The 22,178-nt window shown below is 63.2% G+C and carries 28 protein-coding genes; 8 read left to right on the top strand and 20 right to left on the bottom strand.

The features are described from left to right. The first annotated feature begins 18 nt into the window (after positions 1-18). The 6 genes from PVW51_RS06890 to PVW51_RS06915 all read left to right on the top strand — a co-directional run bounded on the left by PVW51_RS06890 (position 19) and on the right by PVW51_RS06915 (position 4,457). Positions 19-453: a DsrE family protein gene (locus tag PVW51_RS06890; RefSeq protein ID WP_114275005.1), complete on the top strand. Its 435-nt coding sequence runs from the start codon at positions 19-21 to the stop codon at positions 451-453. 44 nt (positions 454-497) lie between these two features. Next, the gene (gene soxC, locus PVW51_RS06895; RefSeq protein ID WP_274574222.1) at positions 498-1,766 is read left to right on the top strand and encodes a sulfite dehydrogenase; all 1,269 of its coding nucleotides are present in this window, start codon (positions 498-500) and stop codon (positions 1,764-1,766) included. Continuing rightward, positions 1,750-2,823, top strand: coding sequence for a c-type cytochrome (locus tag PVW51_RS06900; RefSeq protein WP_274574223.1), 1,074 nt, complete (start codon positions 1,750-1,752; stop codon positions 2,821-2,823). Before soxC ends, PVW51_RS06900 begins: the two co-directional genes overlap by 17 nt. Before the next feature lie 135 nt (positions 2,824-2,958). Continuing rightward, positions 2,959-3,417: a GNAT family N-acetyltransferase gene (locus tag PVW51_RS06905; protein WP_274574224.1), complete on the top strand. Its 459-nt coding sequence runs from the start codon at positions 2,959-2,961 to the stop codon at positions 3,415-3,417. A gap of 162 nt (positions 3,418-3,579) precedes the next feature. Then, positions 3,580-4,008 (top strand): DUF302 domain-containing protein, encoded by a 429-nt coding sequence (locus PVW51_RS06910; RefSeq protein ID WP_274574225.1) that lies wholly within the window; start codon positions 3,580-3,582, stop codon positions 4,006-4,008. Then, on the top strand, positions 4,008-4,457 hold the full coding sequence (locus tag PVW51_RS06915; RefSeq protein ID WP_274574226.1) for a methyltransferase family protein: 450 nt from the start codon (positions 4,008-4,010) through the stop codon (positions 4,455-4,457). Before PVW51_RS06910 ends, PVW51_RS06915 begins: the two co-directional genes overlap by 1 nt. Positions 4,458-4,473: 16 nt before the next feature. Here PVW51_RS06915 and PVW51_RS06920 read toward each other — a convergent pair whose 3' ends face one another. The 5 genes from PVW51_RS06920 to PVW51_RS06940 all read right to left on the bottom strand — a co-directional run bounded on the left by PVW51_RS06920 (position 4,474) and on the right by PVW51_RS06940 (position 9,493). After that, on the bottom strand, positions 4,474-5,394 hold the full coding sequence (locus tag PVW51_RS06920) for an MBL fold metallo-hydrolase (protein ID WP_274574227.1): 921 nt from the start codon (positions 5,392-5,394) through the stop codon (positions 4,474-4,476). A 76-nt stretch (positions 5,395-5,470) separates the two neighbouring features. Next, positions 5,471-5,782 (bottom strand): antibiotic biosynthesis monooxygenase family protein, encoded by a 312-nt coding sequence (locus tag PVW51_RS06925; protein ID WP_274574228.1) that lies wholly within the window; start codon positions 5,780-5,782, stop codon positions 5,471-5,473. Between the two features lie 9 nt (positions 5,783-5,791). Continuing rightward, positions 5,792-6,610, bottom strand: coding sequence for a ChaN family lipoprotein (locus PVW51_RS06930; RefSeq protein WP_274574229.1), 819 nt, complete (start codon positions 6,608-6,610; stop codon positions 5,792-5,794). An 81-nt stretch (positions 6,611-6,691) separates the two neighbouring features. Further along, complete coding sequence (locus PVW51_RS06935) at positions 6,692-7,711, bottom strand: Fe(3+) ABC transporter substrate-binding protein (protein ID WP_269365687.1); 1,020 nt, start codon at positions 7,709-7,711, stop codon at positions 6,692-6,694. Between the two features lie 636 nt (positions 7,712-8,347). Continuing rightward, positions 8,348-9,493, bottom strand: coding sequence for an alpha-D-ribose 1-methylphosphonate 5-triphosphate diphosphatase (locus PVW51_RS06940; protein WP_274574230.1), 1,146 nt, complete (start codon positions 9,491-9,493; stop codon positions 8,348-8,350). Positions 9,494-9,549: 56 nt separating this feature from the next. On the opposite strand from PVW51_RS06940, the gene PVW51_RS06945 reads away from it, so the two are divergent. Next, positions 9,550-10,218: a DUF1045 domain-containing protein gene (locus PVW51_RS06945; RefSeq protein ID WP_274574231.1), complete on the top strand. Its 669-nt coding sequence runs from the start codon at positions 9,550-9,552 to the stop codon at positions 10,216-10,218. Here the strand turns inward: PVW51_RS06945 and phnN are convergent. The 8 genes from phnN to phnG all read right to left on the bottom strand — a co-directional run bounded on the left by phnN (position 10,200) and on the right by phnG (position 15,853). After that, positions 10,200-10,745: a phosphonate metabolism protein/1,5-bisphosphokinase (PRPP-forming) PhnN gene (gene phnN, locus PVW51_RS06950; RefSeq protein ID WP_274574232.1), complete on the bottom strand. Its 546-nt coding sequence runs from the start codon at positions 10,743-10,745 to the stop codon at positions 10,200-10,202. The two genes, PVW51_RS06945 and phnN, sit on opposite strands and share 19 nt — an antisense overlap. Then, positions 10,742-11,422, bottom strand: a complete 681-nt coding sequence (phnL, locus tag PVW51_RS06955) for a phosphonate C-P lyase system protein PhnL (protein WP_274574233.1) — start codon at positions 11,420-11,422, stop codon at positions 10,742-10,744. Before phnL ends, phnN begins: the two co-directional genes overlap by 4 nt. 50 nt (positions 11,423-11,472) lie before the next feature. Further along, positions 11,473-12,243: a phosphonate C-P lyase system protein PhnK gene (gene phnK, locus PVW51_RS06960; RefSeq protein ID WP_269365693.1), complete on the bottom strand. Its 771-nt coding sequence runs from the start codon at positions 12,241-12,243 to the stop codon at positions 11,473-11,475. Beyond that, a complete protein-coding gene (locus PVW51_RS06965; RefSeq protein WP_274574236.1) occupies positions 12,240-13,115 on the bottom strand; it encodes an alpha-D-ribose 1-methylphosphonate 5-phosphate C-P-lyase PhnJ in 876 nt (291 codons plus the stop codon). Before PVW51_RS06965 ends, phnK begins: the two co-directional genes overlap by 4 nt. Before the next feature lie 61 nt (positions 13,116-13,176). Next, on the bottom strand, positions 13,177-13,521 hold the full coding sequence (locus PVW51_RS06970; RefSeq protein ID WP_274574237.1) for an endonuclease domain-containing protein: 345 nt from the start codon (positions 13,519-13,521) through the stop codon (positions 13,177-13,179). A gap of 231 nt (positions 13,522-13,752) precedes the next feature. After that, a complete protein-coding gene (locus PVW51_RS06975) occupies positions 13,753-14,838 on the bottom strand; it encodes a carbon-phosphorus lyase complex subunit PhnI (protein WP_274574238.1) in 1,086 nt (361 codons plus the stop codon). Then, entirely contained in the window at positions 14,838-15,398 is a 561-nt protein-coding gene (gene phnH, locus PVW51_RS06980) for a phosphonate C-P lyase system protein PhnH (RefSeq protein WP_274574239.1), read from the bottom strand. The genes PVW51_RS06975 and phnH overlap by 1 nt, the downstream gene beginning before the upstream one ends. After that, positions 15,398-15,853 (bottom strand): phosphonate C-P lyase system protein PhnG, encoded by a 456-nt coding sequence (gene phnG, locus PVW51_RS06985; protein WP_269365701.1) that lies wholly within the window; start codon positions 15,851-15,853, stop codon positions 15,398-15,400. The genes phnH and phnG overlap by 1 nt, the downstream gene beginning before the upstream one ends. A 103-nt stretch (positions 15,854-15,956) precedes the next feature. Between phnG and phnF the strand changes: the two genes are divergently transcribed. Beyond that, positions 15,957-16,667, top strand: a complete 711-nt coding sequence (phnF, locus tag PVW51_RS06990) for a phosphonate metabolism transcriptional regulator PhnF (RefSeq protein WP_274574240.1) — start codon at positions 15,957-15,959, stop codon at positions 16,665-16,667. 6 nt (positions 16,668-16,673) lie between these two features. Here phnF and PVW51_RS06995 read toward each other — a convergent pair whose 3' ends face one another. From PVW51_RS06995 to phnE (PVW51_RS07025), 7 genes are all read right to left on the bottom strand, one after another. Further along, complete coding sequence (locus tag PVW51_RS06995; RefSeq protein ID WP_274574241.1) at positions 16,674-17,318, bottom strand: CDP-alcohol phosphatidyltransferase family protein; 645 nt, start codon at positions 17,316-17,318, stop codon at positions 16,674-16,676. After that, a complete protein-coding gene (locus PVW51_RS07000) occupies positions 17,311-17,712 on the bottom strand; it encodes a hypothetical protein (RefSeq protein ID WP_274574242.1) in 402 nt (133 codons plus the stop codon). The genes PVW51_RS06995 and PVW51_RS07000 overlap by 8 nt, the downstream gene beginning before the upstream one ends. Further along, positions 17,709-18,650 (bottom strand): phosphatidate cytidylyltransferase, encoded by a 942-nt coding sequence (locus tag PVW51_RS07005; protein WP_269365709.1) that lies wholly within the window; start codon positions 18,648-18,650, stop codon positions 17,709-17,711. The genes PVW51_RS07000 and PVW51_RS07005 overlap by 4 nt, the downstream gene beginning before the upstream one ends. Further along, positions 18,643-19,281: a lysophospholipid acyltransferase family protein gene (locus PVW51_RS07010; protein WP_269365711.1), complete on the bottom strand. Its 639-nt coding sequence runs from the start codon at positions 19,279-19,281 to the stop codon at positions 18,643-18,645. Before PVW51_RS07010 ends, PVW51_RS07005 begins: the two co-directional genes overlap by 8 nt. A gap of 76 nt (positions 19,282-19,357) precedes the next feature. After that, positions 19,358-19,975, bottom strand: coding sequence for a chloramphenicol acetyltransferase (locus tag PVW51_RS07015; protein ID WP_274574243.1), 618 nt, complete (start codon positions 19,973-19,975; stop codon positions 19,358-19,360). Then, positions 19,975-21,258 (bottom strand): phosphonate ABC transporter, permease protein PhnE, encoded by a 1,284-nt coding sequence (gene phnE / locus PVW51_RS07020; protein WP_274574244.1) that lies wholly within the window; start codon positions 21,256-21,258, stop codon positions 19,975-19,977. The genes PVW51_RS07015 and phnE (PVW51_RS07020) overlap by 1 nt, the downstream gene beginning before the upstream one ends. Further along, complete coding sequence (phnE, locus tag PVW51_RS07025) at positions 21,255-22,082, bottom strand: phosphonate ABC transporter, permease protein PhnE (protein ID WP_443069614.1); 828 nt, start codon at positions 22,080-22,082, stop codon at positions 21,255-21,257. The genes phnE (PVW51_RS07020) and phnE (PVW51_RS07025) overlap by 4 nt, the downstream gene beginning before the upstream one ends. Positions 22,083-22,178 lie beyond the last annotated feature (96 nt).

Consider the following 22,178-nt stretch of genomic DNA (forward strand, 5'->3'; position numbering starts at 1 on the left):
GATCAAGGAGATACGGCAATGAAGAAACTGATGACAGCAGCGGCACTGGCCGCCACGATCGCCACCGGCGCATGGGCCGAAGGCAAGACGCATTACGTCGCCATACATGTGGATGAGAACGATCCGCAGGTGATGAACATGGCGCTGAACAATGTCGCCAATGTCGCCAGCTATTACGAATCCCAGGGTGACAGCGTGGTGGTCGAAGTGGTCGCCTATGGCCCCGGCCTGAACATGCTGATCCCCGGCAAAAGCCCGGTGGAAAACCGCATTTCCGCCATGTCGCTGGAACTGGAAAACCTGACATTCGCAGCCTGCGGCAACACCCTGCGCGCCATGAGCAAGAATGCGGGCCATGAGATCTCCGTGATGGACGAAGCCAATGTCGTGCCCTCGGGCGTGGTGCGGCTGATCGAACTGCAGGAAGACAACTACGCCTACATCCGCCCCTGAAAGGCGCGGGCAAGGGCCGGAATACGAAGCTAACGGAGACGATGATGACAGATCGCACATCGCGCAGAGCGTTTTTGAAGCATGGCTTTGCGGCAGGGGCAGCAGCCTCCATCGCAGGCACGGCTCGGGCGCAATCGGCCGATCCGCTGATCACCGAAGTCCAGCCCTGGGCGCAGGAATTCGGCGATGGTGTGGATGCAACCCCCTATGGCCTGCCGATCCGGTTCGAGGGTGACGTGATCCGGCGCAATGTCGAATGGCTGACCGCCGATACCGTCAGCTCCATCAACTTCACCCCGATCCACGCGCTGGACGGCACGATCACCCCGCAGGGCTGCGCCTTTGAACGGCACCACTCGGGCGCGATCGAGCTGCGCAAGGAAGACTATCGCCTGATGATCAACGGTCTGGTCGATCAGCCGCTGGTCTTCACCTATGCCGATCTCGAACGCTTCCCGCGCGAAAATCACGTCTATTTCTGCGAATGCGCGGCCAATTCCGGCATGGAATGGGCCGGCGCACAGCTTAACGGCGCGCAATTCACCCATGGCATGATCCACAACATGGAATATACCGGCGTGCCGCTGCGCAGCCTGCTTGAGGAAGCGGGGTTGGATGCCGCTGGTGACCTCAAGGACAAATGGGTCTTTGTCGAAGGCGCCGATGCCTCCTCCAACGGGCGGTCGATTCCGATGGAAAAGGCGCTGGACGATGTGCTGGTGGCCTTCAAGGCCAATGGCGAGGCTCTGCGCAAGGAACACGGGTATCCCGTGCGCCTCGTGGTGCCGGGGTGGGAAGGCAACATGTGGGTCAAATGGATCCGCCGGATCGAGGTCACGGATGGCCCCGTCGAAAGCCGCGAGGAAACCAGCAAGTACACCGACACGCTGGAAGACGGCACCAGCCGCAAATGGACATGGGCGATGGATGCGAAATCCGTTGTCACCTCCCCCAGCCCGCAGGCCCCGATTGCCCATGGCGCGGGCCCGCTGGTGATCACCGGCCTCGCCTGGTCCGGGCGCGGTGCGATCACCCGTGTGGACGTCTCAAAGGACGGGGGCATGACATGGGAAACCGCGCGTCTGGCGAGGCCCGGCGAAAAGATGGCGCTGACGCGTTTCTACCTGGACACCACCTGGGACGGGCAGGAGATGATGCTGCAATCGCGCGCCATGGATGACACCGGCTATGTCCAGCCGACCAAGACCCAACTGCGCGAGGTGCGCGGGCTGAATTCAATCTATCACAACAACGGCATCCAGACCTGGCTGGTGCGTGCCAACGGGGAGGCGGAAAATGTCGAGGTTTCTTAAGTCCGCAACACTTGTTGCAATGCTCGCCACCGTGGCCGGCCCCGGTCTGGCACAGGGGCTTGGCCTTGGCCGTCCCGCCCTGCCCGAAGAGATCGCGGCCTGGAACCATGACATCGACCCCGCCGGCGCGGACCTGCCGGCAGGCGCTGGCAGCGTCATGGAAGGGGAAGAGATCTTTGCCGAAAGATGCGCATCCTGCCATGGCGATTTTGCCGAAGGCATCGGCAACTGGCCGAAACTGGCCGGGGGCCGGGGCACACTCGACCGCGACGATCCGCTCAAGACCGTAGGTTCCTACTGGCCGCATCTGACGACGGCTTTCGACTACATCCGCCGGTCCATGCCCTATGGCAATGCAGGCACGCTGACCGATGACGAAGTCTATGCGATCACCGCCTATATCCTCTATTCCAACGATCTGGTGGACGGTGAATTTGAACTGTCAGACCAGAACCTGATGGATGTCGAAATGCCCAATGCCGGTGGTTTCATTGTCGATGACCGGGCCAAGACTGAATATGCCCTCTGGCAGGGCGAGCCCTGCATGGAGAATTGCAAGGATGCGCCCGTCAAGGTCACCATGCGCGCCATGGTGCTGGATGTGACGCCGCAGGACGAGGACGCAGAGGCGCAGGCAACATCCGCCGGGGTGGTAAAAGCCACCGCGACGCAAGAGGCACCGGCAGAGGAAGCACCGGCAGAGGAAGCGCCGGCAGCCGCCGCCGCCGCATTCGACCCCGAACTGGCCAAAGCGGGCGAGAAGGTCTTTCGCAAATGCAAATCCTGCCACCAGATCGGTGCGGGGGCCAAGAACCGATCCGGCCCGCTGCTGACCGGCGTGGTTGGCCGCGCCGCCGCTGGCGTGGACGGTTTCAAGTATTCACGGGCGATGACCTCTGCCGCCGGGGAGGGTCTGATCTGGAACGAGGCGGAGCTCTCCAGCTTCCTCGCCGCACCGAAAAGCTACATGAAAGGCACCCGGATGTCCTTTCGCGGGCTGAACAAGCAGGAAGACCTGACCGCCGTGATCGAATATCTCAAGTCGGCCGGTGACTGACCCGGCTTGCGCCGGGCAGGGGGCTTTATGTGGCCGCTGCGCCAAACGGGGCCATGGCAAATGCCGCTTGGAACGCTCCTTGCCTATCGCTGCGTGCCAGCAGTACCATCAAAACAAAGCCGATATGGAGCGCGTTTGGACAAGGGTTTTGACATCAGGCAGGCGCAGGCCGCGGATGAAACGGCTGTCAGGGAATGCGCCCAAGGTGCCTATGAACGCTACGTTGCGGCAATGGGCAGGAAGCCCGCCCCGATGGTCGCCGATTTTGCCGCCCTGATCGCCGCCGGGGTGGTGCATGTTGCTGTCGGGCAGGATGCAGAGTTGCTCGGATTTATCGTGTTTTATCAGGAGGGTGTGCAGGTTCTTCTTGAAAACGTCGCCGTGCGCCCAACCGCAGCGGGTCGGGGTATTGGAAAACACCTGATCGCCTTTTGCGAAGCAGAGGCAAAACGATCAAACGCAACTGCGGTCAAGCTCTATACGAATGAGAAGATGACAGAAAATCTGTCGATCTACCCGCATCTTGGCTATCGGGAGACCGAGCGAAAGACAGAAGATGGTTTCAACCGCGTGTTCTTTGAAAAGTTCATCTGAAGAATGGCCGAAAGGCCCCTTGGCGGCGGTTCACGCAACCTGCGGCAAACCCTCGCCCGCCGCAGAAATCTTCGGCTGAAACTCGCGGCCGGGGCTTTGGCCTTTCCCATTTCCCCCGGTTTTCTGCTACACTTTCCAGACCCCGCATAACGGAGACTCGTCATGAAGCCCCTCATCCTTACCGCTCTGATCTGCTGCGCCGCCCCGGCCCTCGCGCAGGAGGCGGTCACCTATCCCTTTGACGGCAGCTTTGACGACGCCACCTTCAATGTGGAAAGCGCGATAGTCGGTCAGGGGCTGGTCATCGACCATGTCAGCCATACCGGCGAGATGTTGAGCCGTACGGCAAGCGATGTCGGCAGCGATACCAGGATTTTCGATGCCGCGGATGTGTTCCTGTTCTGCTCTGCCGTTCTGTCCCGCAAGGTGATGGAGGCGGATCCGATGAACATCGCCCATTGCCCCTATGGCATCTTCGTGGCGGACCGCGAGGGAGAGGTCGTCGTGGGATACCGGACCTATCCCGAAGGCCCGATGCAGGAGGTGCAGGCCCTGCTGGACGAGATCGTGCAAGAGGCCGTGGCCAACTGATGCGCGCCTTTCCCGATCTGCCGCCGGTCTGGTGGCTTGGCAGCATTGCCGCGATCTATCTGTTCAAGTTCGTCGCGCCCGGCCTGCACCCGGACATCTGGTGGCTGGATGCCCTGTCGTGGCTCGTGCTTCTGGCGGCGCTGGCGATCATCGTCTGGTCCGCCTGGTACTTCTTTGCCCGCAAAACCACGATAGAACCGCATCACATCCCCAAGGTCCTGATCGAGGAGGGGCCGTTTCAATGGTCCCGCAACCCCATCTACCTCGCGCTGGTGATGCTCACATTGTCCTATGCCATGGGCAACGGGTCACTGCTGGGCCTTGTGCTGACAGGCCTGCTCTGGCTGGTGCTCGACCGTCGTTTTGCCGCGCCGGAAGAGGCCCTGCTGCGCCAGACCTTCGGGGAGGAGGCAGACGCCTATTGCGCCCGGGTCCGGCGCTGGATCTGACCCGCACCGCCGCGCGTCAGTCGACCCCCGGCACAAAGCGATAGGCATCCGCCGTCTTTTCCACCCGGCCGAACCCCTGCGGCAGGTGAAAGCCGATGATTCGGGTCTGTTCATGTGCCAGTTGATCCAGCAGGGCCACCCGCGTTGTGGCGGCAAGTTCCTGATCCTGATCCGACCCAGACAACCAGTCCGGCCGCGCAAAGGCGACATGGTGGTTGCCGATGCAATCACCCAGGATCATCACGGATTCCGTGCCGTCCCGCACTTCCAGCGCCATATGGCCCGGCGTGTGACCCGATGTGGCGCGGGCCAGAACACCCGGCAGAACCTCGTCGCCGTCATCGAACAATGTCATGTCCTCTTCGATTATCCGCAAGCGCCGCTCCGCCCCCACCGCAAAGGCGACACGCGCTTCGCCAATCTGATCGACCGTGGCGGGGTTGAGCCAATAGTCCCACTCCGCCCGCCCCATCATATAGCGCGCCCCGACGAACAGCGGATCGCCGAAATCATCCAGCAGCCCCCAAAGGTGGTCCGGATGGCCATGGGTGAAAATCACATCCGTCACCTCCTCCGGTGCGACACCCAGGGCATCCAGCGAGGCACCCAGGGTCCCGGCGGTCGCTGCAAAATCCGGGCCCGAGCCCACGTCGAACAGCACCGTCCGGTCACTGCTGCGCATCAGGGTCACATTGCAGGGCGGGGTCAGCACCTCAGGGGAGATGCCCTGCGCCTCCAACACGGCCTGCAGTTCATCCTTGGGCATCGGATCAAAGACAAAGCTGCCCGGCAGGGCAAGCGCGCCGTCGCTGACCACATCAAGCCGGACATTGCCCAGATCAATCTGCGCATGTGCAACCCGCGGCCCAAGGCCAATCCCGGCCATGCCCGCCGCGCCGATGCTGCCCGCCACGAAACGCCGCCTGGTGATATGCATCGCCTGTCCTCCCCGTTAAAAATTCGTAACCTTGAATATGAAGGGGCGGGAGGCAAAGCGCAAGCCTGCCGGGGGCTCAGGCGATATGCTGGATCGTCGAAAACCCTTCAAACACCGGAGCACCCTCATGCAGCTTTGCCGTGGTGCCCGCGCTCTTGTGCGAGGCCCGGAAAGCGTCGCTGCGGGTCCAGTTGCGAAAGGCCTCCTCCGACGCCCAGACCGTATGCGATGCGAAAAGCACCTTGCCGTCTTTTTCGGGACCGCGCAGCATGTGAAATTCCACAAAGCCCTCCATCTCCTTGAGATGGCTGTCGCGGCCCAGCCAGAGCGCCTCGAAGGCTTCGGCGTTTTCCGACAGGACGGTGAAACGGTTCATCGCGATGTACATGGCAGGTCCTTACTTGTTGAATGCGGCGCAGGGATCTGGCCGGTCCGCCGGGGCGGTGACGATGGTGGTATCATAACGCGGATCACCGCCCTCTGCGGGGGCTTCGACAAAGCCCGTCACATGCACCCTGGTTTGCGCTGCGGCGCGGGCAATCAGGGCCGGCATGGCCCAATCCTTGCGCGCATGTCCGTTGCCGGTGATCACCACCACGGGCGCGCCATAGGTGGCAAGCGCGTCGAGTGTCGCTGCGGAAAAGGCGGCGTCGCGCAGGCGCTGCGCCTCCACCATGCCGCCCATCATTTCCATCGGCATCGCCGCGCAATGCGCCTCGAACTGCAATGCCGCGCGCGCCTCGTGCTCGGCCTGCAACAGGGGGGCATCCAATCCGAACCGGCCGGCCCCGGCCCCGAACACCGCTGCCGCGCCGCGTTCAAAAGCCGCACGCACCTTGTCACGGGGCAGGGCGGCGCCAACCACGGGGGTTTGCCCTGCCGCCTCGAACACCGGAAGGTACAGTGCAAAATCCGGCCAGCCCGACTCCGCCCAGCCGATCTGCCGCGCCAGCGCGGTCAGATCCCCGCGGCTGTCCGCATTGACCTGTGTCGCCTGCTCCGGTGACAGCATTTCGAAAGCAATGGCCTTTGGCGCAATCCGGGCAATCAGTTCCGCCTGTCCAATGTGGTGCGCGGCATTGTCATGCACCTCGCCCAGGATGACGATATCGGCGGCGCGCATCCGCGCAACCGCATCGGCGTCGACCTCTGCCACGCCGGGTCCGGCGGCAAGGACAGCCAGACAAACTGTGAGCATGTGACGGAAGTGGCGCATATCAGCCCCCTGCTGGATCGGGCATTGCAGCCCATGCAAAAAGGGCCGCATCGCTGCGGCCCCATTGTTGCGATGCCGGGCTTACTTCCAGCCGACTTCGTTAAAGATCTTCTGCGCTTCGGGCAGGTTCTGGGCCACGGCCGAGAGGTTCACCTCATCCGCCTTGAACGCGCCCAGCTTCGCCACGCTCTCGCTCAGCGGCACGCCCGCGACCGTCGGGAATTCGTCGTTCCCGGCAGAGAAATAGACCTGCGCCTGATCCGACGCGAGATATTCCAGGAACTTCACCGCATTCTCGCGGTTCGGCGCATGGGCTGCCACACCGCCGCCCGAAAGGTTCATATGCGCACCTTCGGCATCCTGCGCCGGGAAGATCCAGCCGATCCGGTCCACCTCGGCGGTCACGCCATCCACGTCGGTGCGCAGGGCGCGGGCAAAGTAATAGCTGTTGGCGATGGAAATTTCGCATTGTCCCGACACCAGCCCGCGCAGCTGGTCGGTGTCCCCGCCCTCGGGGTCGCGGGCAAAGTTGGCCACCACACCAGCGGCCCAGTCACGCGCCGCTTCCGCGCCATGGTTCTCGATCACCGAGGCAAGCAAGGTCTGGCTGTAGACATTGGTGGAAGAGCGGTGGCACACCATGCCCTTGTACTTGGGGTCTGCCAGCGACAGGTAATCCATCGGCGGCTCGGTCACATCGTTCTTGTCGTAAAAGATGATCCGCGCCCGCTGGGAGAAGCCGAACCACTGGTTGTCGCTGTCCTGCAGGTTGGCGGGAATGCGCTCTTCCAGGATGTCGCTGTCGACCGATTGCAGCACACCGGCATCCTTGGCCCGCTGCAGGCGCGAGGTATCGACCGTCAGCAGCACGTCTGCGGGTGAATTCGCGCCTTCCGCCTGCATCCGCGCGATCAGCTCGTCCGCATTGCCTTCGATCCGGTTGACGGTGATGCCGGTCTGTTCGGTAAAGTCGGAATAGAGCCGCTCGTCCGTGTCATAATGGCGTGAGGAATACAGGTTCACATCCCCTTCGGCGGCAGCGCTGCCAGCCACCAGAACGGCGGTCAGGGCAAGGGGGGTAAAACGTGTGTTTAGGGGCATGGGGATCTCCGGTTTCCAATCCTTACTTTTTTGATCAGATACCAGACTGAACTTGGGATGCAAGAATACTTATCGAAATACTCGGAAATATCCCGCCGGTGGGAAACGCGGCTGGCGGACAAGGAAAAGCCGTTGTGGCATGCGATATGTTGTCATCCCCTAGGCTGTGTTATGCTGCTTTCCCCCGCGCGGAATCAAGGCCGCAGGCCGCCGCGCATCGCCGGGCCGTCCCCTGGCACGGCGATTTGGCTGCTGTCGTGTTCCACGGATAGCTTGAAAGTGCTTGGCTGCCATAAAGTGCCAGTCACGACGGTTGCATCGCCGCACCACGGCTCGTCAATGCGCGGCTTGGGGTTTCGTTGCCAACGGCAGCAGTGTCCCGCTCACCTGACCTTGACCCATACCACGTCTAAAGTCTGGTTGGGTCAGAAATGCTTGGCATATGGGTCGGAATTGCCTGGCACGGCCCACTGAAATGATTCCGCAAACGCGCCGCCAGGAGCCGGAGTTGCGCCACATTCGACATGTCTTATTTGACAGGTCGCCGGTGACGGGTGTTGATTTCAAGGCAGCAAGTCCGGCGGGCCCCTGTCTCACCACGCACCGCACCCCCCCCGGCCGCGGCGGCACCCGACATCAGGACACCCGCGCGCCCTGGACCCAGACGGATTTGACCACCGGATGATGGCCCAGCGTCGCGAAGCGCATCAGGTCGCCGCGCCTGCCGACCTCCAGCACGCCGCGATCCTCCAGCCCCACATGACGTGCCGGATTGGCGGTGACAGTGGCCAATGCGCGCGGCAGATCCCCCCAAATCTCGTTCAGGATCAGCGCCCCCTGCATCAATGCCGCGGGCACATAGTCGGACGACAGGATGTCCAGCCGGTCGCCTTCCGCCAGCTCCCTTGCCGCCACATTGCCCGAATGCGATCCGCCCCTGACCAGGTTCGGCGCCCCCATGATCGTGGCGATCCCCTGCCTGTGGCAGGCCTCCGCCGCCTCCACCGTGGTGGGGAATTCCGCAATGCGCACGCCCTGCAAATGGCTCTTGTCCACCTGTTCTGCGGTGGTGTCGTCATGGCTGGCCAGCGTCGCCCCGTACCGCTTTGCCGCCGCCACTGCCGCGCTCTCATGGGCCGTCCCCAGCCGGGCCTGCAGCCCATAGAGGAAATCGCGGTATTCGTCGAAACCCTCGTCGGACATGCCATGCTTGCCACAGACGTAATCCTTGAACTTGCCCAGGTCCCGGAACTGCCGCTGGCCCGGCGTATGATCCATCAGCGACACGATCCCGATCTTGTCCGCCGGTCCGAATTCCGCCATTTCCTCCACCAGCGTTTCCGAACAGATCTCGGCCCGCAGGTGGATATGATGGCTGATCTTCAGCACCCCCGCCTCCCGCATTTCCAGGATTTCATCCGCCATCTGCCGCGCATATTTTCCATAGCGCCTGCTGCTGGAAGACACGATGGACCCAACCCGGATCGCGTCGAACACCGTGGTAATCCCGGTGCCCGCCAGCTCCCGGTCATGCGCCAGGATCGCGGCACGATGCGGCCAGTCCACCTTGGGGCGCGGCGTCATGTGCCGCTCAAGGTTATCGGTGTGCAATTCGATCAACCCGGGGCAAAGGTAATCGCCCTCGCAATCCTGCGCCCCGGCTGCCGCGCTGCCCCCCTGCGAGATATCGGCGATCCGCCCGTCCCGCAGCACAAGCGATCCCTCGATCACCTCTGTCGGCAGGACGATCCTTGCATTTGTCAAAACGGTCTCTTGTGTCATAGCAACGTCACATCTGAATGGCACGGCTTGCGCGTGCCAGTTGAAAGGAAGGGTTCATGTTCAAACGGTTTGCGGTCTATTTCACGCCCCAGGGCGCCTTGGCGGACAAGGGGGCCGCATGGCTGGGATGGGACATCGCATCGGGCTGCGCCGCTGACCACCCGAATATTGCCGGGCTCGACCTTGCCGGCCTCACCGCGACACCGCGTAAATACGGCTTCCACGCCACCATCAAACCACCCTTCGCCCTTGCGACGGGCACCGATGTCGCCGGGCTTTCGCAGGCCCTGGCGCGGTTCTGCACCCAATTCGCCCCGGTCACGCTGGACGGGCTTCAGGTGGCGCAACTGGGCGGCTTCCTCGCCCTGATCCCGACCGGAGATCAGGAGCAGCTGAACCACCTCGCGGGCGAGGCGGTGATGCGGCTCGACCGGTTTCGCGCGCCCCCCACAGCGGAGGAACTGACGCGCCGCCGGGCCAGCCATCTGACCCCACAGCAGGAGCGGAATCTGCGTGAATGGGGCTACCCCCATGTGCTTGACGCCTTCCGCTTCCACATGACCCTGAGCGGGCGTGTCAAGCAGCCCAAACAGATCCTGCCCGCCGTGGCCGCCCATTTTGCCGACGTCCTGCCGCAGCCTTTCCTGATCGACAGCCTGACTCTGGCGGGAGAGCGTCATGACGGGATGTTCGAGGCTCTGCAACGCTATGCCCTCGCCGGATAAAGCGCGGCCAGCGCGCGAGTGACAGTGTCGCGCAGCGCGCCGGAGTTGTCGATCCGCGTGGCGCTGATGCCCTCCGGCAGGGCAAAATCCGCCCGTGCCAGCCGGGTCTCGATCTCTGCCGCACTCTCGCGCCGGCGCGCGCGCAGACGTGCCTCCAGCACCTCCGGCGTCGCGGTCAGCGACAGCACCTCAAAGCGGTCGAAACGCGCTTGCGCCAGCGGCAGGACCGACCGCGACAGATTGGCCAGCACATCCTGCCCCCGCGCCATCACATCCACGACCCCGGCCGGGATGCCATAGCACAATCCATGCGCCTGCCAGTGCAACACGAAAGCACCCTCTGCCACGCGCCGCGCAAATTCAGCCGCGCTCACCGCCTCATAATCCTCGCCCCCCGCCGCCACCGGCCGGGTGATGACCCGGCGGACCGCCACAAGATCACGCGCCCGGGCGACCATTCCGGCCATGACGGAATCCTTTCCGACACCCGAAGGGCCGACAACCGCGATGAAACGCCCGGCGCTCATGCCAGCCCGGGGGTAAAGCGGGTCACATCCACCTCGCGGTCACAGACCCTGTGCCGCGCGGCCTCATCGTGGAATATCCCGACAATGGCAGCCCCGCGCGCCTTGGCCTCTTCGATCAGCGCCAGCACAACCTCCCGGTTGCCCGCATCAAGGCTCGCGGTCGGTTCATCCAGCAGCAGCGCCGGATAGGCATAGGCAAAGCCGCGCGCAATGTTCACCCGCTGCTGTTCGCCCCCCGAGAAGGTGGTCGGGCTGAGCGTCCACAGATGCCGGGGAATGTTCAACCGCTCCAGAAGCTCTTGCGCCCGCGCCCTGGCGCTCTGCGCGCCGCAGCCCGTGCGCAACAGCGGCTCGGCCACTACATCCAGCGTCGAGACCCGCGGGACCACCCGCAGGAACTGGCTGACATAGCCCAGCCTGTCCCGGCGCAGCGCCAGGATCTCGCGCGGCTCGGCGCGGGCCACATCGACCCCGCCAATCCGGATATGGCCAGAGGCCGCCAGGTAATTCCCGTAGAGCATGCGCATCAGGGTGGACTTTCCGGCGCCGGAGGCCCCGACCAGCCCGACACATTCGCCGGGCACCACTGCAAATTCCGCATCCTGCATCACCGGGATCACCGCGCCACCCTGATTGTGCAGGGTGAAGGACTTGCAGAGTTTCTCGACTTGGATCATCAGATTAACCTGTTGTTAATAAGGGGAAAGATTTCGCGGCGAAACCAGTCTCATACCTGCAGGACCGATGAGACCAGCAATTGCGTATAGCCATGCTGCGGATCGTCCAGCACCTGGTCCGTCAACCCGGTCTCGACCACATGACCGTCCTTCATCACCATCAGCCGGTCGGCCAGCAACCGCACCACGGCAAGGTCATGGGTCACGATGATCGCACTCAACCCCATCTCGCGCACCAGACCGCGCATCAGATCAAGCAACCGGGCCTGCACCGAAACATCAAGCCCCCCGGTCGGTTCGTCCATGAACACCAGCCGTGGCCCGGTGACCAGGTTGCGCGCAATCTGCAACCGCTGCTGCATGCCCCCCGAAAAGGCGCTGGGGCGGTCGTCGATCCGATCGGCGGCAATCTCGACCCGGCCCAGCCAGTCCGTCGCGGTGTTGCGGATATCGCCATAATGGCGTGCGCCCACCGCCATCAGCCGCTCACCCACATTGCCGCCGGCACTCACGTTCATGCGCAGCCCGTCGCGGGCGTGCTGATGGACAAAGGCCCAGTCCGTGCGCCCCAGCATCCGGCGCTCGGGCTCCGACATGGTGATCGTATCGCGCAACCCCCCGGCGCGGGTGTCGAAACGAACTGCGCCTGCGTCAGGCTGCAAATGTCCCGCCAGACAATTGAGCAGCGTCGACTTGCCCGATCCGCTTTCACCGACGATGCCCATGACCTCTCCCGGATAAAGATCAAAGGACACCTCCGCGCAGCCGATCCGCGCACCATAGAATTTCGAAACGGCGTCAACCTGCAACAAGGGCGTCATGCCACATCCTCCTTCGCCGGAACACCCTGGGCGCCCACATGGCCCGCCGCGCGGCGGGTTGTGCAATAATCGGTGTCCGAACACATGAACAACCGCCCGCCCGCGTCATCGACGATCAGCTCGTCAAGATAGCTGTCCCCGGCGCCACAAAGATCGCAGGCATGATCCGCCTTGCTGGCCTCGAACGGGAAATCCTCGAAATCAAGACTGACGACCCGGGTATGGGGCGGCAGCGCATAGATCCGCTGCTCGCGCCCGGCGCCGAACAACTGGATGGCATCCATGGTCAGTTTCGGATTGTCGAATTTCGGGATCGGCGAGGGATCCATGACATAGCGCCCCTCGACCTTGACCGGATAGGCATAGGCGGTGGCAATCGCCCCGTGCTGGCTGATGTCTTCGTAAAGCTTGACATGCATCAGCCCGTATTCCTCCAGGCTGTGCATCTTGCGGGTCTCGACCTCGGAAGGCTCCAGGAACCGCAGCGGCTCGGGGATGGGGACCTGATAGACAAGGATCTGATCCGACCGGAGCGGCATTTCGGGGATCCGGTGACGGGTCTGGATCACGCTGGCCCTGGCGGTGTCTTCGGTCACGGCGACCCCTGCGGTTTTCTCGAAAAAGCGTCGGATGGACACGGCATTGGTGGTGTCATCCGCCCCCTGGTCGATGACCTTGAATGTGTCCTCGGGCACCAGCACCGCCGCTGAGACCTGCACGCCACCGGTGCCCCAGCCATAGGGCATCGGCATCTCGCGGCTCGCAAAAGGCACCTGATAGCCGGGGATCGCCAGCCCCTTGAGGATGGCACGGCGGATCATCCGCTTGGTCTGCTCATCGAGATAGGCAAAGTTATAGGCTGAAACATTCATGCGAAATGCCGCTCCTGTCTGACCGGGAAACTGAGGGGGGAGGCCCGGTGGCGCGCCCGCGTCAATGCCTGCGATGCGCTATGGCCGCGATCTCTGCCAACAGGCCGGCAAAATCGCTGTCGACCTGTTCGCGGGCGAGGCGGATCACCCCATATCCAAGCGCCTGCAGCGCCATGTCCCGCTGGACAAGCAAGGCACGATGTTGCGCCTGCACGGTGACTTCCACCACCAGCCGCGCCGCAGGGCACAGGAAATCCACAACGCAGGGTCCCAGGGGCGCCTTGCGGCGAAATTTCAAACCGGCCAGCTGCCGGTTGCGCAGGGCCTGCCATAATTTGTCTTCGGGCGCCGTCATCCAACGACGCTGCGCACGCGCCTTGCTGATCTGCGGATGGGATCTGGCCATCCGGGTAGGGTGGCACTGAATTCGTGAACCACGGATTAACAACACAAGTATCAGGTCGAAGTTTGTTGTCGCGCCGTGACCCCCTCACCCCCGGCCCCTCTCCCCTTGGGGAGAGGGGAGCCACGCTATCGCCGTTAGCACATCCTGTTGCTTCGGGCGCTGCGCTGCGTGGGGTACGGCGTCCCCTCTCCCCAAGGGGAGAGGGGGTTGGGGGTGAGGGGGGCAACACGGTCATTCGGCGGCTTCCCTGATTGTATCCGACACTGCGCGGCGCAACTTGCGGATCAGTTCAAGTTCGGACTGAAAGTCCACGTAATGGGGCAATTTGATGTGTTCCAGGAACCCGGTGGCCTGGATATTGTCCGCATGGCTCAGCACGAATTCCTCGTCCTGGGCCGGAGCACCCAGGTTGTCTTCTCCGAGTTCCTTCCACCGCAGGGCCCGATCCACCAGCGCCATCGAGATCGCCTTGCGTTCGGACATGCCGAAAACCAGGCCATAGCCGCGGGTAAATTGCGGCGGTTCGGTTCTGGAGCCCTTGAACTGGTTTACGGTTTCGCATTCGGTCACCTCGATCTCACCGATCTCGATCGCGAATCCCAGCTCGGGAACGTCCATTTCCACCGCGACGGTGCCGATGCGCAGTTCCGCCACGAAGGCGTGGTTGCGGGCATAGCCGCGCTGGGTCGAATAGGCCATGCCGAGGATGAAGCCCTCGTCGCCGCGGGTCAGGGACTGCAGGCGCAAGGGGCGTTCTGCAGGCAATTCGAGCGGTTCGCGGGTCAGATCGGGGGGAGTTTCCGCACCCGCTTCCTCGGTCCGGATCAGATTTTCCCGATCCAGGAACCCCATGATATGGGGTGTCCGGGCGGCATCGGCGGGTTTCTCGGGGGCTGCGGGCACGTCACCTTCGGCGGCCAGTTTGAAGTCGAGCAGACGGTGCGTGTAGTCGAAGGTCGGGCCCAGCAACTGGCCCCCCGGGGCGTCCTTGAACGTGGCCGAGACACGGCGGTCGCAGCGCATTGCGCCGGTGTCGATGGGATGTGAGGCACCGAAGCGGGGCAGGGTGGTGCGATAGGCACGGATCAGGAAGATGGCTTCGATCAGGTCCCCGCGCGCCTGTTTGATGGCCAGCGCGGCCAGGTCGGGATCGAAAAGGGACCCTTCGGCCATCACCCGGTTCACCGCCAGTTTCAGCTGTTCACGGATCTGGGCGACGGAGAGTTCCGCCACCTCGCTGTCACCGCGGCGTTCTTCGGCGAGCCAGGCATGGGCGTTGTCGATGGCGCGCTCGCCACCTTTTACTGCGACATACATCAGGACACCTTTGTGCTGCGGGGCAGGGCCGCAATCTGCGTGCCCGTGGTGAAGAAATGATCATGACCCAGGGGGAACAGGGCGGCATTGTCCTGAAACCGCTTGATCTCTGGCAGCGAGAGCTGCGTGACATCCCTGATGCCGGGGCCGCGCAGGGTGGCGCCGGATTGCGCGAGATGTGTCACCTCCACAATCAGCGTGGCGGAGCGGTCGGGGTATTCCGGGGTGCCGATGGCAAAGTCGCAGGGCGTCAGCGCCTCCCATGTGCCCAGGGCAAAGCGGGCAGTTGCCGCGCCGGTAAAGGGTGCGCCGGTGTGGAAGGTGATCCAGTCCCTTATCTGCGGCGTGTCATGGCCCGGTGCCAGAAAGATCGGCGTGTCCGGATCGCAGAGTGTCAGGATCAATGTCCCGGCGGCGACGGAAAGGGGGGCCGGTGGCATGGCGCCTGCGAGGGGTGCAATCTCGCCCGGTCGGGCCATGACCTGCATGATGGCGCGAAAGGCGGTGGCCGCCTCGATCGGGGCGTCGGCAAAGCCGCCTGTGAGGGCCTGTGTCTGCATCAGTCTTCCCCCCGGGCCATGGTAAAGAAATCGACCCTGGTTGCGGCGGCCTTGGCGGCGCGGGTGGTCTGGCGGCGGGTTGCTGCCGTCGAGAGCGGTGTCAGCACCTTCTCGCGGATCTCGGTGGCGGCGGCGGTCTGCATTCCGGCATCAAGCAGCGCGGCGCGCAGGGCCTTGGTCTTGTCGCGGCCCTGCACATAGGCGTGGCCGTCCTGACCGGAGGACAGGCGGACCGAGCAGCGGGTGACGGTGATTTCGCCCAGGTTGAAGGCGGCACCCACCGCGCCCGCACGGCCGCGGACCATGACACTGCCAACCTCGGGCGCGCGCAGCACCTGGTGATCAAAGCTGAGGTCCAGGGCGGACCAGGCAACATCCAGCTCGGCGGGATCGCATTTGGCCAGAAGGCTCATCCATTGCTTGCGGTCTGCGTTCTGGTCTTGAATGACGGTCATCTAGACACCTTGTGGATTTGTCTACTATACTATACAACTAGACAAATCATGACGGATTCGCCGTTCTGACACAAGCCCCGCAACTGTGAAACTTTGGTGACACATGGCCCGCACCCCGATCTGGAGATCCATTGCAACCACGCTGAGCGGTGAAATCAGCGCCGGGCAGTACGCCCCCGGGGACAAGCTGCCGACCGAAGCCGTGCTGGCGGCGCGTTTCGGGGTGAACCGGCACACCGTGCGCCATGCGCTGGCGGCGCTGGCCGACGAGGGGGTGGTCTTTGCCCGGCGCGGTGCCGGGGTCTATGTCACCCAGGTGCCGACGGAATATCCCCTCGGCAAGCGGGTGCGGTTTCACCAGAACCTTGCTTCGGCGGGGCGGGTCCCGGGCAGGCGGATCCTCACCATGCAGACCCGCAGCGCCACGGAAACGGAGCGCAACCTGCTGGCGCTTGAGGAAGGCGCCCAGGTGCATGTGGTCGATGGGCTGTCCCTGGCCGATGACATGCCGGTTGCGGTTTTCAACAGCGTCTTCCCGGCGGCGCGTTTCCCCGATTTGCCGGTGTATCTGGAAGAGGTGAATTCGGTGACCGAGGCGTTGCGCCGTTCCGGCGTGCGTGATTATACCCGCGCCTCGACCCGGCTGAAAGCCAAGCTGGCCACAGCCACGCAGGCCTTGCATCTGCAGATCGCCGAGGGCGCGCCGGTGCTGCTTTCGACCTCGGTCAATGTCGATCCGGAGGGCACGCCGGTGGAGTTCGGCAGCACCTGGTTTGCCGGGGACAGGATCACGCTGACCTTGGAAGGGGAGTAGGGGATTTCACCCCCCGAGCAGGCTGGCCCGGATATGATTGGCGCGCCGTCCGACCGTGACGATGGAGCCGATGATCACAACCCAAAGCGCGACGGTCAGAATTGTGCCTTGCGGCAGGAAATGCTGCTCAAAGACCGCCAGCACCGCGGCCAGCGTGACAGTTGCCATCCGGTGCTGCTTGGCCATCGGGCCGGAAAAGTCGGGCGCAAGTCCGATGCTGGCGCCCAGTTCACGGGTATAGGCGGTCAGGACGGCACATGTGGCTGCGGCAAAACCGAGGGTGGGGGAGCCAAGGCCAAAGCCGATGCCGATGAAGATGATGATATCTGCGATACGGTCCGGAAATTCATTCCAGAACGGCCCGTCGGGCGCGCTTTTGCCGGCTTCGATGGCGACCATTCCGTCGAACAGATTGCAGAGCAGGCGCAATTGGCAGGCCAGGGCGGCCAGGATCAGCAGCGCCCCCTTCAAGTTGGTGCTGTCCGCATAGGCGGTCATCCAGAACGCAAGACCGGCCAGGAGTGCCGCCGCAATGCTCGCCTGCGAGATCTGGTTCGGCGTGATCGCGCGCTCGGCCAGAAAGGCTGTGATCCTGTTGGCCCAGCCTGACTTGCGGCTTTGCAGGGGGCGGCGGTTTTTCAGGTCAGTCATGAGTCCTGTCTTCCGATCTGTGCTGGCTGAGAAAATTGTAGGTGAAAATATAGGAGGCCGATACCAGCAGCGGCACTGCAATTGTCCTGGCCACTTCGGGCGTGCCGGCCAGCAGATGCGCTGTGACAAGCAGCATGGCAGAGGCCATAGAGGCGATCAGGGCAGGCGCGACATGGCCCGTCCCATAGGAAAACCGGGGGCGCATCCAGTCCACCGTTCGTTTGAGGAACAGCGTCAGTGCCGCCGAGATGCTGCCCTGCACAAGACCGGCCAGCAAGGGTTTGGGCATGGCATGGGTGCTGTTTGCAAAGATGGCCCAGCCCCCCATCGCGACAAAGGCAAAGGCCACATGCAGCGGGGTGCTTTTCAACGCTGCTGACAGGGCGTTCTTCAATGAATGTCCCAGTAGAAGCGCACGATGTGAAAGAAGATCGGGGCGGAGAAGATGACCGAATCCAGCCGGTCGATGAAACCGCCGTGTCCGGCGATCAGATGGCCCCAGTCCTTTACACCGCGATCCCGCTTGATGGCGGACATGACCAGCCCGCCCAGAAAGCCCATGAGGGTGATCACGATGGACATGCCAACCGCCTGCATCACGGTAAAGGGCGTGATCCAATAGAGCGATGCCCCAAGCAGGCTGGAGGTGACGACACCGCCGATGAGCCCTTCCCAGGTCTTGGATGGTGACACCTTTGGCGCGATCTTGTGTTTTCCCAGCAGCTTGCCCCAGACATATTGAAACACGTCGCTGGACTGAACCACGACCACCAGGAAGAAGATCAGGAACAGGTTGCGCCCTTCGAAATCCGCGATGTTCAGGCTGAGCAGCGCAGGCACATGCGACACGCAGAAGACGCTGATCATCAGCGCCCATTGCGCCTCTGCGATGCGGATCAGGAAATTGTCGGTTTCGCCGCTGAGCATGGAGACGATCGGCATCAGCAGGAAGGCGTAGACGGGAATGAAGATCGAGTAGAAGCCGTACCAGTTCATGCCCACCGCGATGAACTGGATCGGCAGGACGATGAAGGCGGCGGCGGCAATGGCCCAATGGTCCGAGACACGGGTGTTGGTCAGCGTCAGGAATTCGCGCAATGCGGCAAATGAGCAGAGCGCGAAAAGGATGACAACGCCGGTGTTGCCGGCCGAAAAGGCAAGGGCCGTCAGGCCGACCATGACCCACCAGGCATTGATGCGGGCATTCAGGTTTTCGATTGTCAGATCAGGCCCGTCAGGCCCGGCCTTGAATTTCAGGAATTGCCCGATGGCCGATGCCACCAGCAACACCGCCAGAACGCAGCCCAGCAGAAAGAGAAAGCTGTCAGCCATTCACCTGTTCCTTTGCGGTTATCGACAGCGCCAGCAGCGCCGCCTGCGCGCGTTCCAGAAAGTCTGCTTTGGTTTCGCCCTGCTTCAGCCGCAGCGGCTGCCCGAAGGTGATGGTACAGATCAGCGGGATCGGCACCAGCTTTCCCTTTGGCATCACGCGGTTCAGGTTTTCGATCCAGACCGGCACCAGATCGACCTCGGGTTTTTTTGTGGCCAGGTGAAAGAGCCCGGTCTTGAAGGGGAGCAGGGGCGATTGGGTCATGTTGCGGGTGCCCTCGGGGAAGAGGATCAGGCTGTCGCCCGCATCCAGCGCATCCGCCATTTGCTGCACCGGATCGGCGGTGCGTTCTTCGGGGTTGCGTTCAATCAGCAGGGCGTTGAACACCGATCTGCCGATGAATGTCTTCAGTTTGGAGGACAACCAGTAGTCCGCAGCGGCGACGGGGCGGGTTTTCTCGCGCAGCTTGCCGGGCAGCACGGTCCAGATCAGGACGAAATCGCCATTGCTTGCGTGGTTGGCAAAATAGACCCGCTTTTCCGGGAGCGGAGCGGCACCCTGCCAGATCGCGCGCACTGCCGTGATCAGCCTTGCAAACGTGATAATCAGCAATGCGACAAGTTGGCCAAACATCGGCTGAATTTGCATGAGAGGGTTTGCGAAGGCAATCGCAATAGTTGCTCTGGGGCCCCGGCCCGCGCAGTTGTTTTCAGCCTTCGTATTTCTCCAAAAACGCCTCGGCGGGCAATGTGCGGAAGTCCTGCAAGGTCTCGCGCAGGCGGACATGGGGCCAGTCCCACCAGGCGAGCGCCATCATGCGCTCTGCGATGCTGTCGGAAAACCGGGCACGCAGGGGCACGGCGGGGATGCCGGCAACGATCATATAGGGGGGCACGTCGCGGGTGACGATGGCGCCGCCTGCGATCACCGCACCATGGCCGATGGTGACTTCGGGGCGGACCTGCGCGCCGTGGCCCAGCCAGGTGTCATGCCCGATCTGCACGCGGCGGCTGCGGCGGTGGGCGAACCATGCGTGGTCCGGCTCCGCATCGTCGAAATAATCGGCAGAGCGGTAGTGGAAATGGTGCAGGCTGGCTTTTTCCATCGGGTGGTCGGTCGCGCCGATGCGCACAGCGGAGGCAATGTTGGAGAATTTGCCGATCTCGGCATTGGCGATGTCGGCGAAGCGGTCGCAATAGGAATAATCCCCGATGTGGCTGTGCGCCACGCGCGAGGCGCGGCCGATCTCCACATAGGCACCAAATGTGCTGTCGGTGATCTCGCAATCGGGGTGCAGGTAGGGAACGTGCGGTTTCAGCCGTGCCATCAGGACGCGTCTCCGGAGATCAGACGCCGCCGCAGCCAGCCTGACAGGCTGTCCATTATCATGACCATCAGGATGATCAGCACGATGTAATAGGTCACTTCTTCCCAGTCCTTCTGCGTGATGATCGCCTGTGTCAGCAACAATCCGATGCCGCCGCCGGTGATCGCGCCGATGATGGTGGCAGAGCGGGTGTTGGATTCAAGGTAATAGAGCACCTGGCTCAGCAATATCGGGGTGATCTGGGGGATCACGCCAAAGCGGTAGCGTTGCAGCGGCCTGGCCCCCGTGGAGGTCAGGCCCTCGATCTGCTTGTCGTCCACGTTCTCCAGCGCCTCGGAAAAGATCTTGCCGAAGGTGCCGGTGTCGGTGAGCATGATCGCCAGCGACCCGGTCAGCGGGCCGGGGCCAAAGGCGCGGCTGAGCACGATGGTCCAGATCAGCCCGTCAACCCCGCGCAGGAAGTCGAAGATGCGGCGCGCGGCAAAGCGGGCGGCGCCGAGCGGCGTGAAGTTGCGCGCGGCGAGAAAGCCCATGGGCAGGGCGATGATGGCGGCACCGAAGGTGCCGAGGAAAGCCATCAGCACGGTTTCGACCAGCGCCCAGGCGACATCGGCGTGGCGCCACATCTTGTTGTTCCAGAAATCCGACCACATCCCGCCGTAGTCGCCGTTTGCGATGAGTTGCGTCAGGCTGAGGTCATGGAACGGGCTGTCGAGGGTGAAGAAGAACAACTCCCAGCCGGTGAAATAGCGGAACACCTCGGTCCGGTTGCGGGTGATGGTCAGTCGTCCCGCGTCGGTGGTGATTGCGATACGGTTCCTTGCGGCGTTGATCCAGTCGGGCACCGCGCCCGGGGGCAGTTCGGCGTTGACGCCACTGCGGCCCGGCCGTGCCGTCACGGTGCCATAGCCGGGAATGTCGTAGCGCACGGTTTCGCCCAGCGTGATCAGGTGGCCGTCGCCCAGATCGACGGATGTGGCAGGTCCAAGTTTTACCCAGTCCGGGCTGTCGCCCTGCGGGTAGGTCCCCTTGCGCTCGCCCTCGATGGCGATGCTGACCTCGCCGTTGCGGTTGTCCTGCGTGACATGGGTCTTGTAGCTGTAGGTGTCGCGCAAAAGCGTGTTCATGTTGTCCAGGCTGACCCGGTCGCGCAGGCCCGGCACGTCGAAGGCGAAGAAGACATAGATCAGATAGGCCGCGATCAGCAGAGGGGCGGCAAGCGCGACCAGTTTCTTGCGGGCAATCAGGCGCTCGGCCTGCAGGGTGAGGGTTGCGGTGGTCACAGGAGGGCTCCCTTGTCCTTGTAGGCCTTGCCATGGGTCAGGCGGTTGCGGGCGTAGCTGGAGAGCTGATCCACGATCACGATGGCCCCGAAGAGCAGCAGGAAGATCGCCGCCGCCTCGTCGAACTTGCCCTGTCCCCAGGACATGGTGTTGCGCAGGTCATAGCCGATGCCGCCGGCACCCACGAAGCCGAGGATGGCGGAGGCGCGGATGTTGATCTCGAACCGCAGCAACGCATAGCTGAGGTAGTTGGGCGCGACCTGGGGCACGACGCCCAGCATCATGCGTTGCAGCCAGGACGCACCGACAGAGGCCAGCCCTTCGACCGGTTTGAGGGAGGCGTTCTCGTTCACTTCGGAGAACAATTTGCCAAGCGCGCCGATGGTATGCAGGCAGATCGCAATCATGGCGGGCACCGGGCCGCCGCCCAGCAGGAAGATAAGGATCAGGGCGATGACAATTTCCGGCACCGCGCGCAGGATGTCCAGCACCCGGCGGACGGGCGCGACGATCCAGGGCAGGGGGGCCAGGCCACGTGTGGCCAGCAGGGCCGCGAAAAACGCCAGCAAAGCGCCCAGCAGCGTGGCTGCGGCGGCGATGTTGATGGTTTCGATCAGCGACGGCAGGTATTTCAGGAAATAGCCGGGCAGCAGCTGGGCGCGGGACAGCGCCTCGCCGATCACGTCACCGGGAAAGTCGAGGACATTGCGCCATCCGTCCCAGAAGCCACCGGCATTGCGCGCATCTGCGGTGGCGAAACCCGCCACCATCAGGGCCACGAAGATGACCAGCAAAAGCATGTTCAACACACGTTTCTGTCGCATCGCCGCGACGTACTCCGTGCGGATGTCCTGGACCGTTTCGGCCATTACCCCACCCCTTTCAAAAAATTGCAGGCCCCGATGTGACACCGGGACCTG

The sequence above is a fragment of the Sulfitobacter sp. PR48 genome, assembly GCF_028807335.1.
Classification (GTDB): Bacteria; Pseudomonadota; Alphaproteobacteria; order Rhodobacterales; family Rhodobacteraceae; genus Sulfitobacter.

Bases quoted from the DNA above. Each gene is read 5' to 3' on its own strand.
- PVW51_RS06890 (WP_114275005.1), top strand. From the start codon at position 19: ATGAAGAAACTGATGACAGCAGCGGCACTGGCCGCCACGATCGCCACC.
- soxC (WP_274574222.1), top strand. From the start codon at position 498: ATGACAGATCGCACATCGCGCAGAGCGTTTTTGAAGCATGGCTTTGCG.
- PVW51_RS06900 (WP_274574223.1), top strand. From the start codon at position 1,750: ATGTCGAGGTTTCTTAAGTCCGCAACACTTGTTGCAATGCTCGCCACC.
- PVW51_RS06910 (WP_274574225.1), top strand. From the start codon at position 3,580: ATGAAGCCCCTCATCCTTACCGCTCTGATCTGCTGCGCCGCCCCGGCC.
- PVW51_RS06915 (WP_274574226.1), top strand. From the start codon at position 4,008: ATGCGCGCCTTTCCCGATCTGCCGCCGGTCTGGTGGCTTGGCAGCATT.
- PVW51_RS06920 (WP_274574227.1), bottom strand. From the start codon at position 5,394: ATGCATATCACCAGGCGGCGTTTCGTGGCGGGCAGCATCGGCGCGGCG.
- PVW51_RS06925 (WP_274574228.1), bottom strand. From the start codon at position 5,782: ATGTACATCGCGATGAACCGTTTCACCGTCCTGTCGGAAAACGCCGAA.
- PVW51_RS06930 (WP_274574229.1), bottom strand. From the start codon at position 6,610: ATGCGCCACTTCCGTCACATGCTCACAGTTTGTCTGGCTGTCCTTGCC.
- PVW51_RS06935 (WP_269365687.1), bottom strand. From the start codon at position 7,711: ATGCCCCTAAACACACGTTTTACCCCCCTTGCCCTGACCGCCGTTCTG.
- PVW51_RS06940 (WP_274574230.1), bottom strand. From the start codon at position 9,493: ATGACACAAGAGACCGTTTTGACAAATGCAAGGATCGTCCTGCCGACA.
- PVW51_RS06945 (WP_274574231.1), top strand. From the start codon at position 9,550: ATGTTCAAACGGTTTGCGGTCTATTTCACGCCCCAGGGCGCCTTGGCG.
- phnN (WP_274574232.1), bottom strand. From the start codon at position 10,745: ATGAGCGCCGGGCGTTTCATCGCGGTTGTCGGCCCTTCGGGTGTCGGA.
- phnL (WP_274574233.1), bottom strand. From the start codon at position 11,422: ATGATCCAAGTCGAGAAACTCTGCAAGTCCTTCACCCTGCACAATCAG.
- phnK (WP_269365693.1), bottom strand. From the start codon at position 12,243: ATGACGCCCTTGTTGCAGGTTGACGCCGTTTCGAAATTCTATGGTGCG.
- PVW51_RS06965 (WP_274574236.1), bottom strand. From the start codon at position 13,115: ATGAATGTTTCAGCCTATAACTTTGCCTATCTCGATGAGCAGACCAAG.
- PVW51_RS06970 (WP_274574237.1), bottom strand. From the start codon at position 13,521: ATGGCCAGATCCCATCCGCAGATCAGCAAGGCGCGTGCGCAGCGTCGT.
- PVW51_RS06975 (WP_274574238.1), bottom strand. From the start codon at position 14,838: ATGTATGTCGCAGTAAAAGGTGGCGAGCGCGCCATCGACAACGCCCAT.
- phnH (WP_274574239.1), bottom strand. From the start codon at position 15,398: ATGCAGACACAGGCCCTCACAGGCGGCTTTGCCGACGCCCCGATCGAG.
- phnG (WP_269365701.1), bottom strand. From the start codon at position 15,853: ATGACCGTCATTCAAGACCAGAACGCAGACCGCAAGCAATGGATGAGC.
- phnF (WP_274574240.1), top strand. From the start codon at position 15,957: ATGGCCCGCACCCCGATCTGGAGATCCATTGCAACCACGCTGAGCGGT.
- PVW51_RS06995 (WP_274574241.1), bottom strand. From the start codon at position 17,318: ATGACTGACCTGAAAAACCGCCGCCCCCTGCAAAGCCGCAAGTCAGGC.
- PVW51_RS07005 (WP_269365709.1), bottom strand. From the start codon at position 18,650: ATGGCTGACAGCTTTCTCTTTCTGCTGGGCTGCGTTCTGGCGGTGTTG.
- PVW51_RS07010 (WP_269365711.1), bottom strand. From the start codon at position 19,281: ATGTTTGGCCAACTTGTCGCATTGCTGATTATCACGTTTGCAAGGCTG.
- PVW51_RS07015 (WP_274574243.1), bottom strand. From the start codon at position 19,975: ATGGCACGGCTGAAACCGCACGTTCCCTACCTGCACCCCGATTGCGAG.
- phnE (WP_443069614.1), bottom strand. From the start codon at position 22,082: ATGCGACAGAAACGTGTGTTGAACATGCTTTTGCTGGTCATCTTCGTG.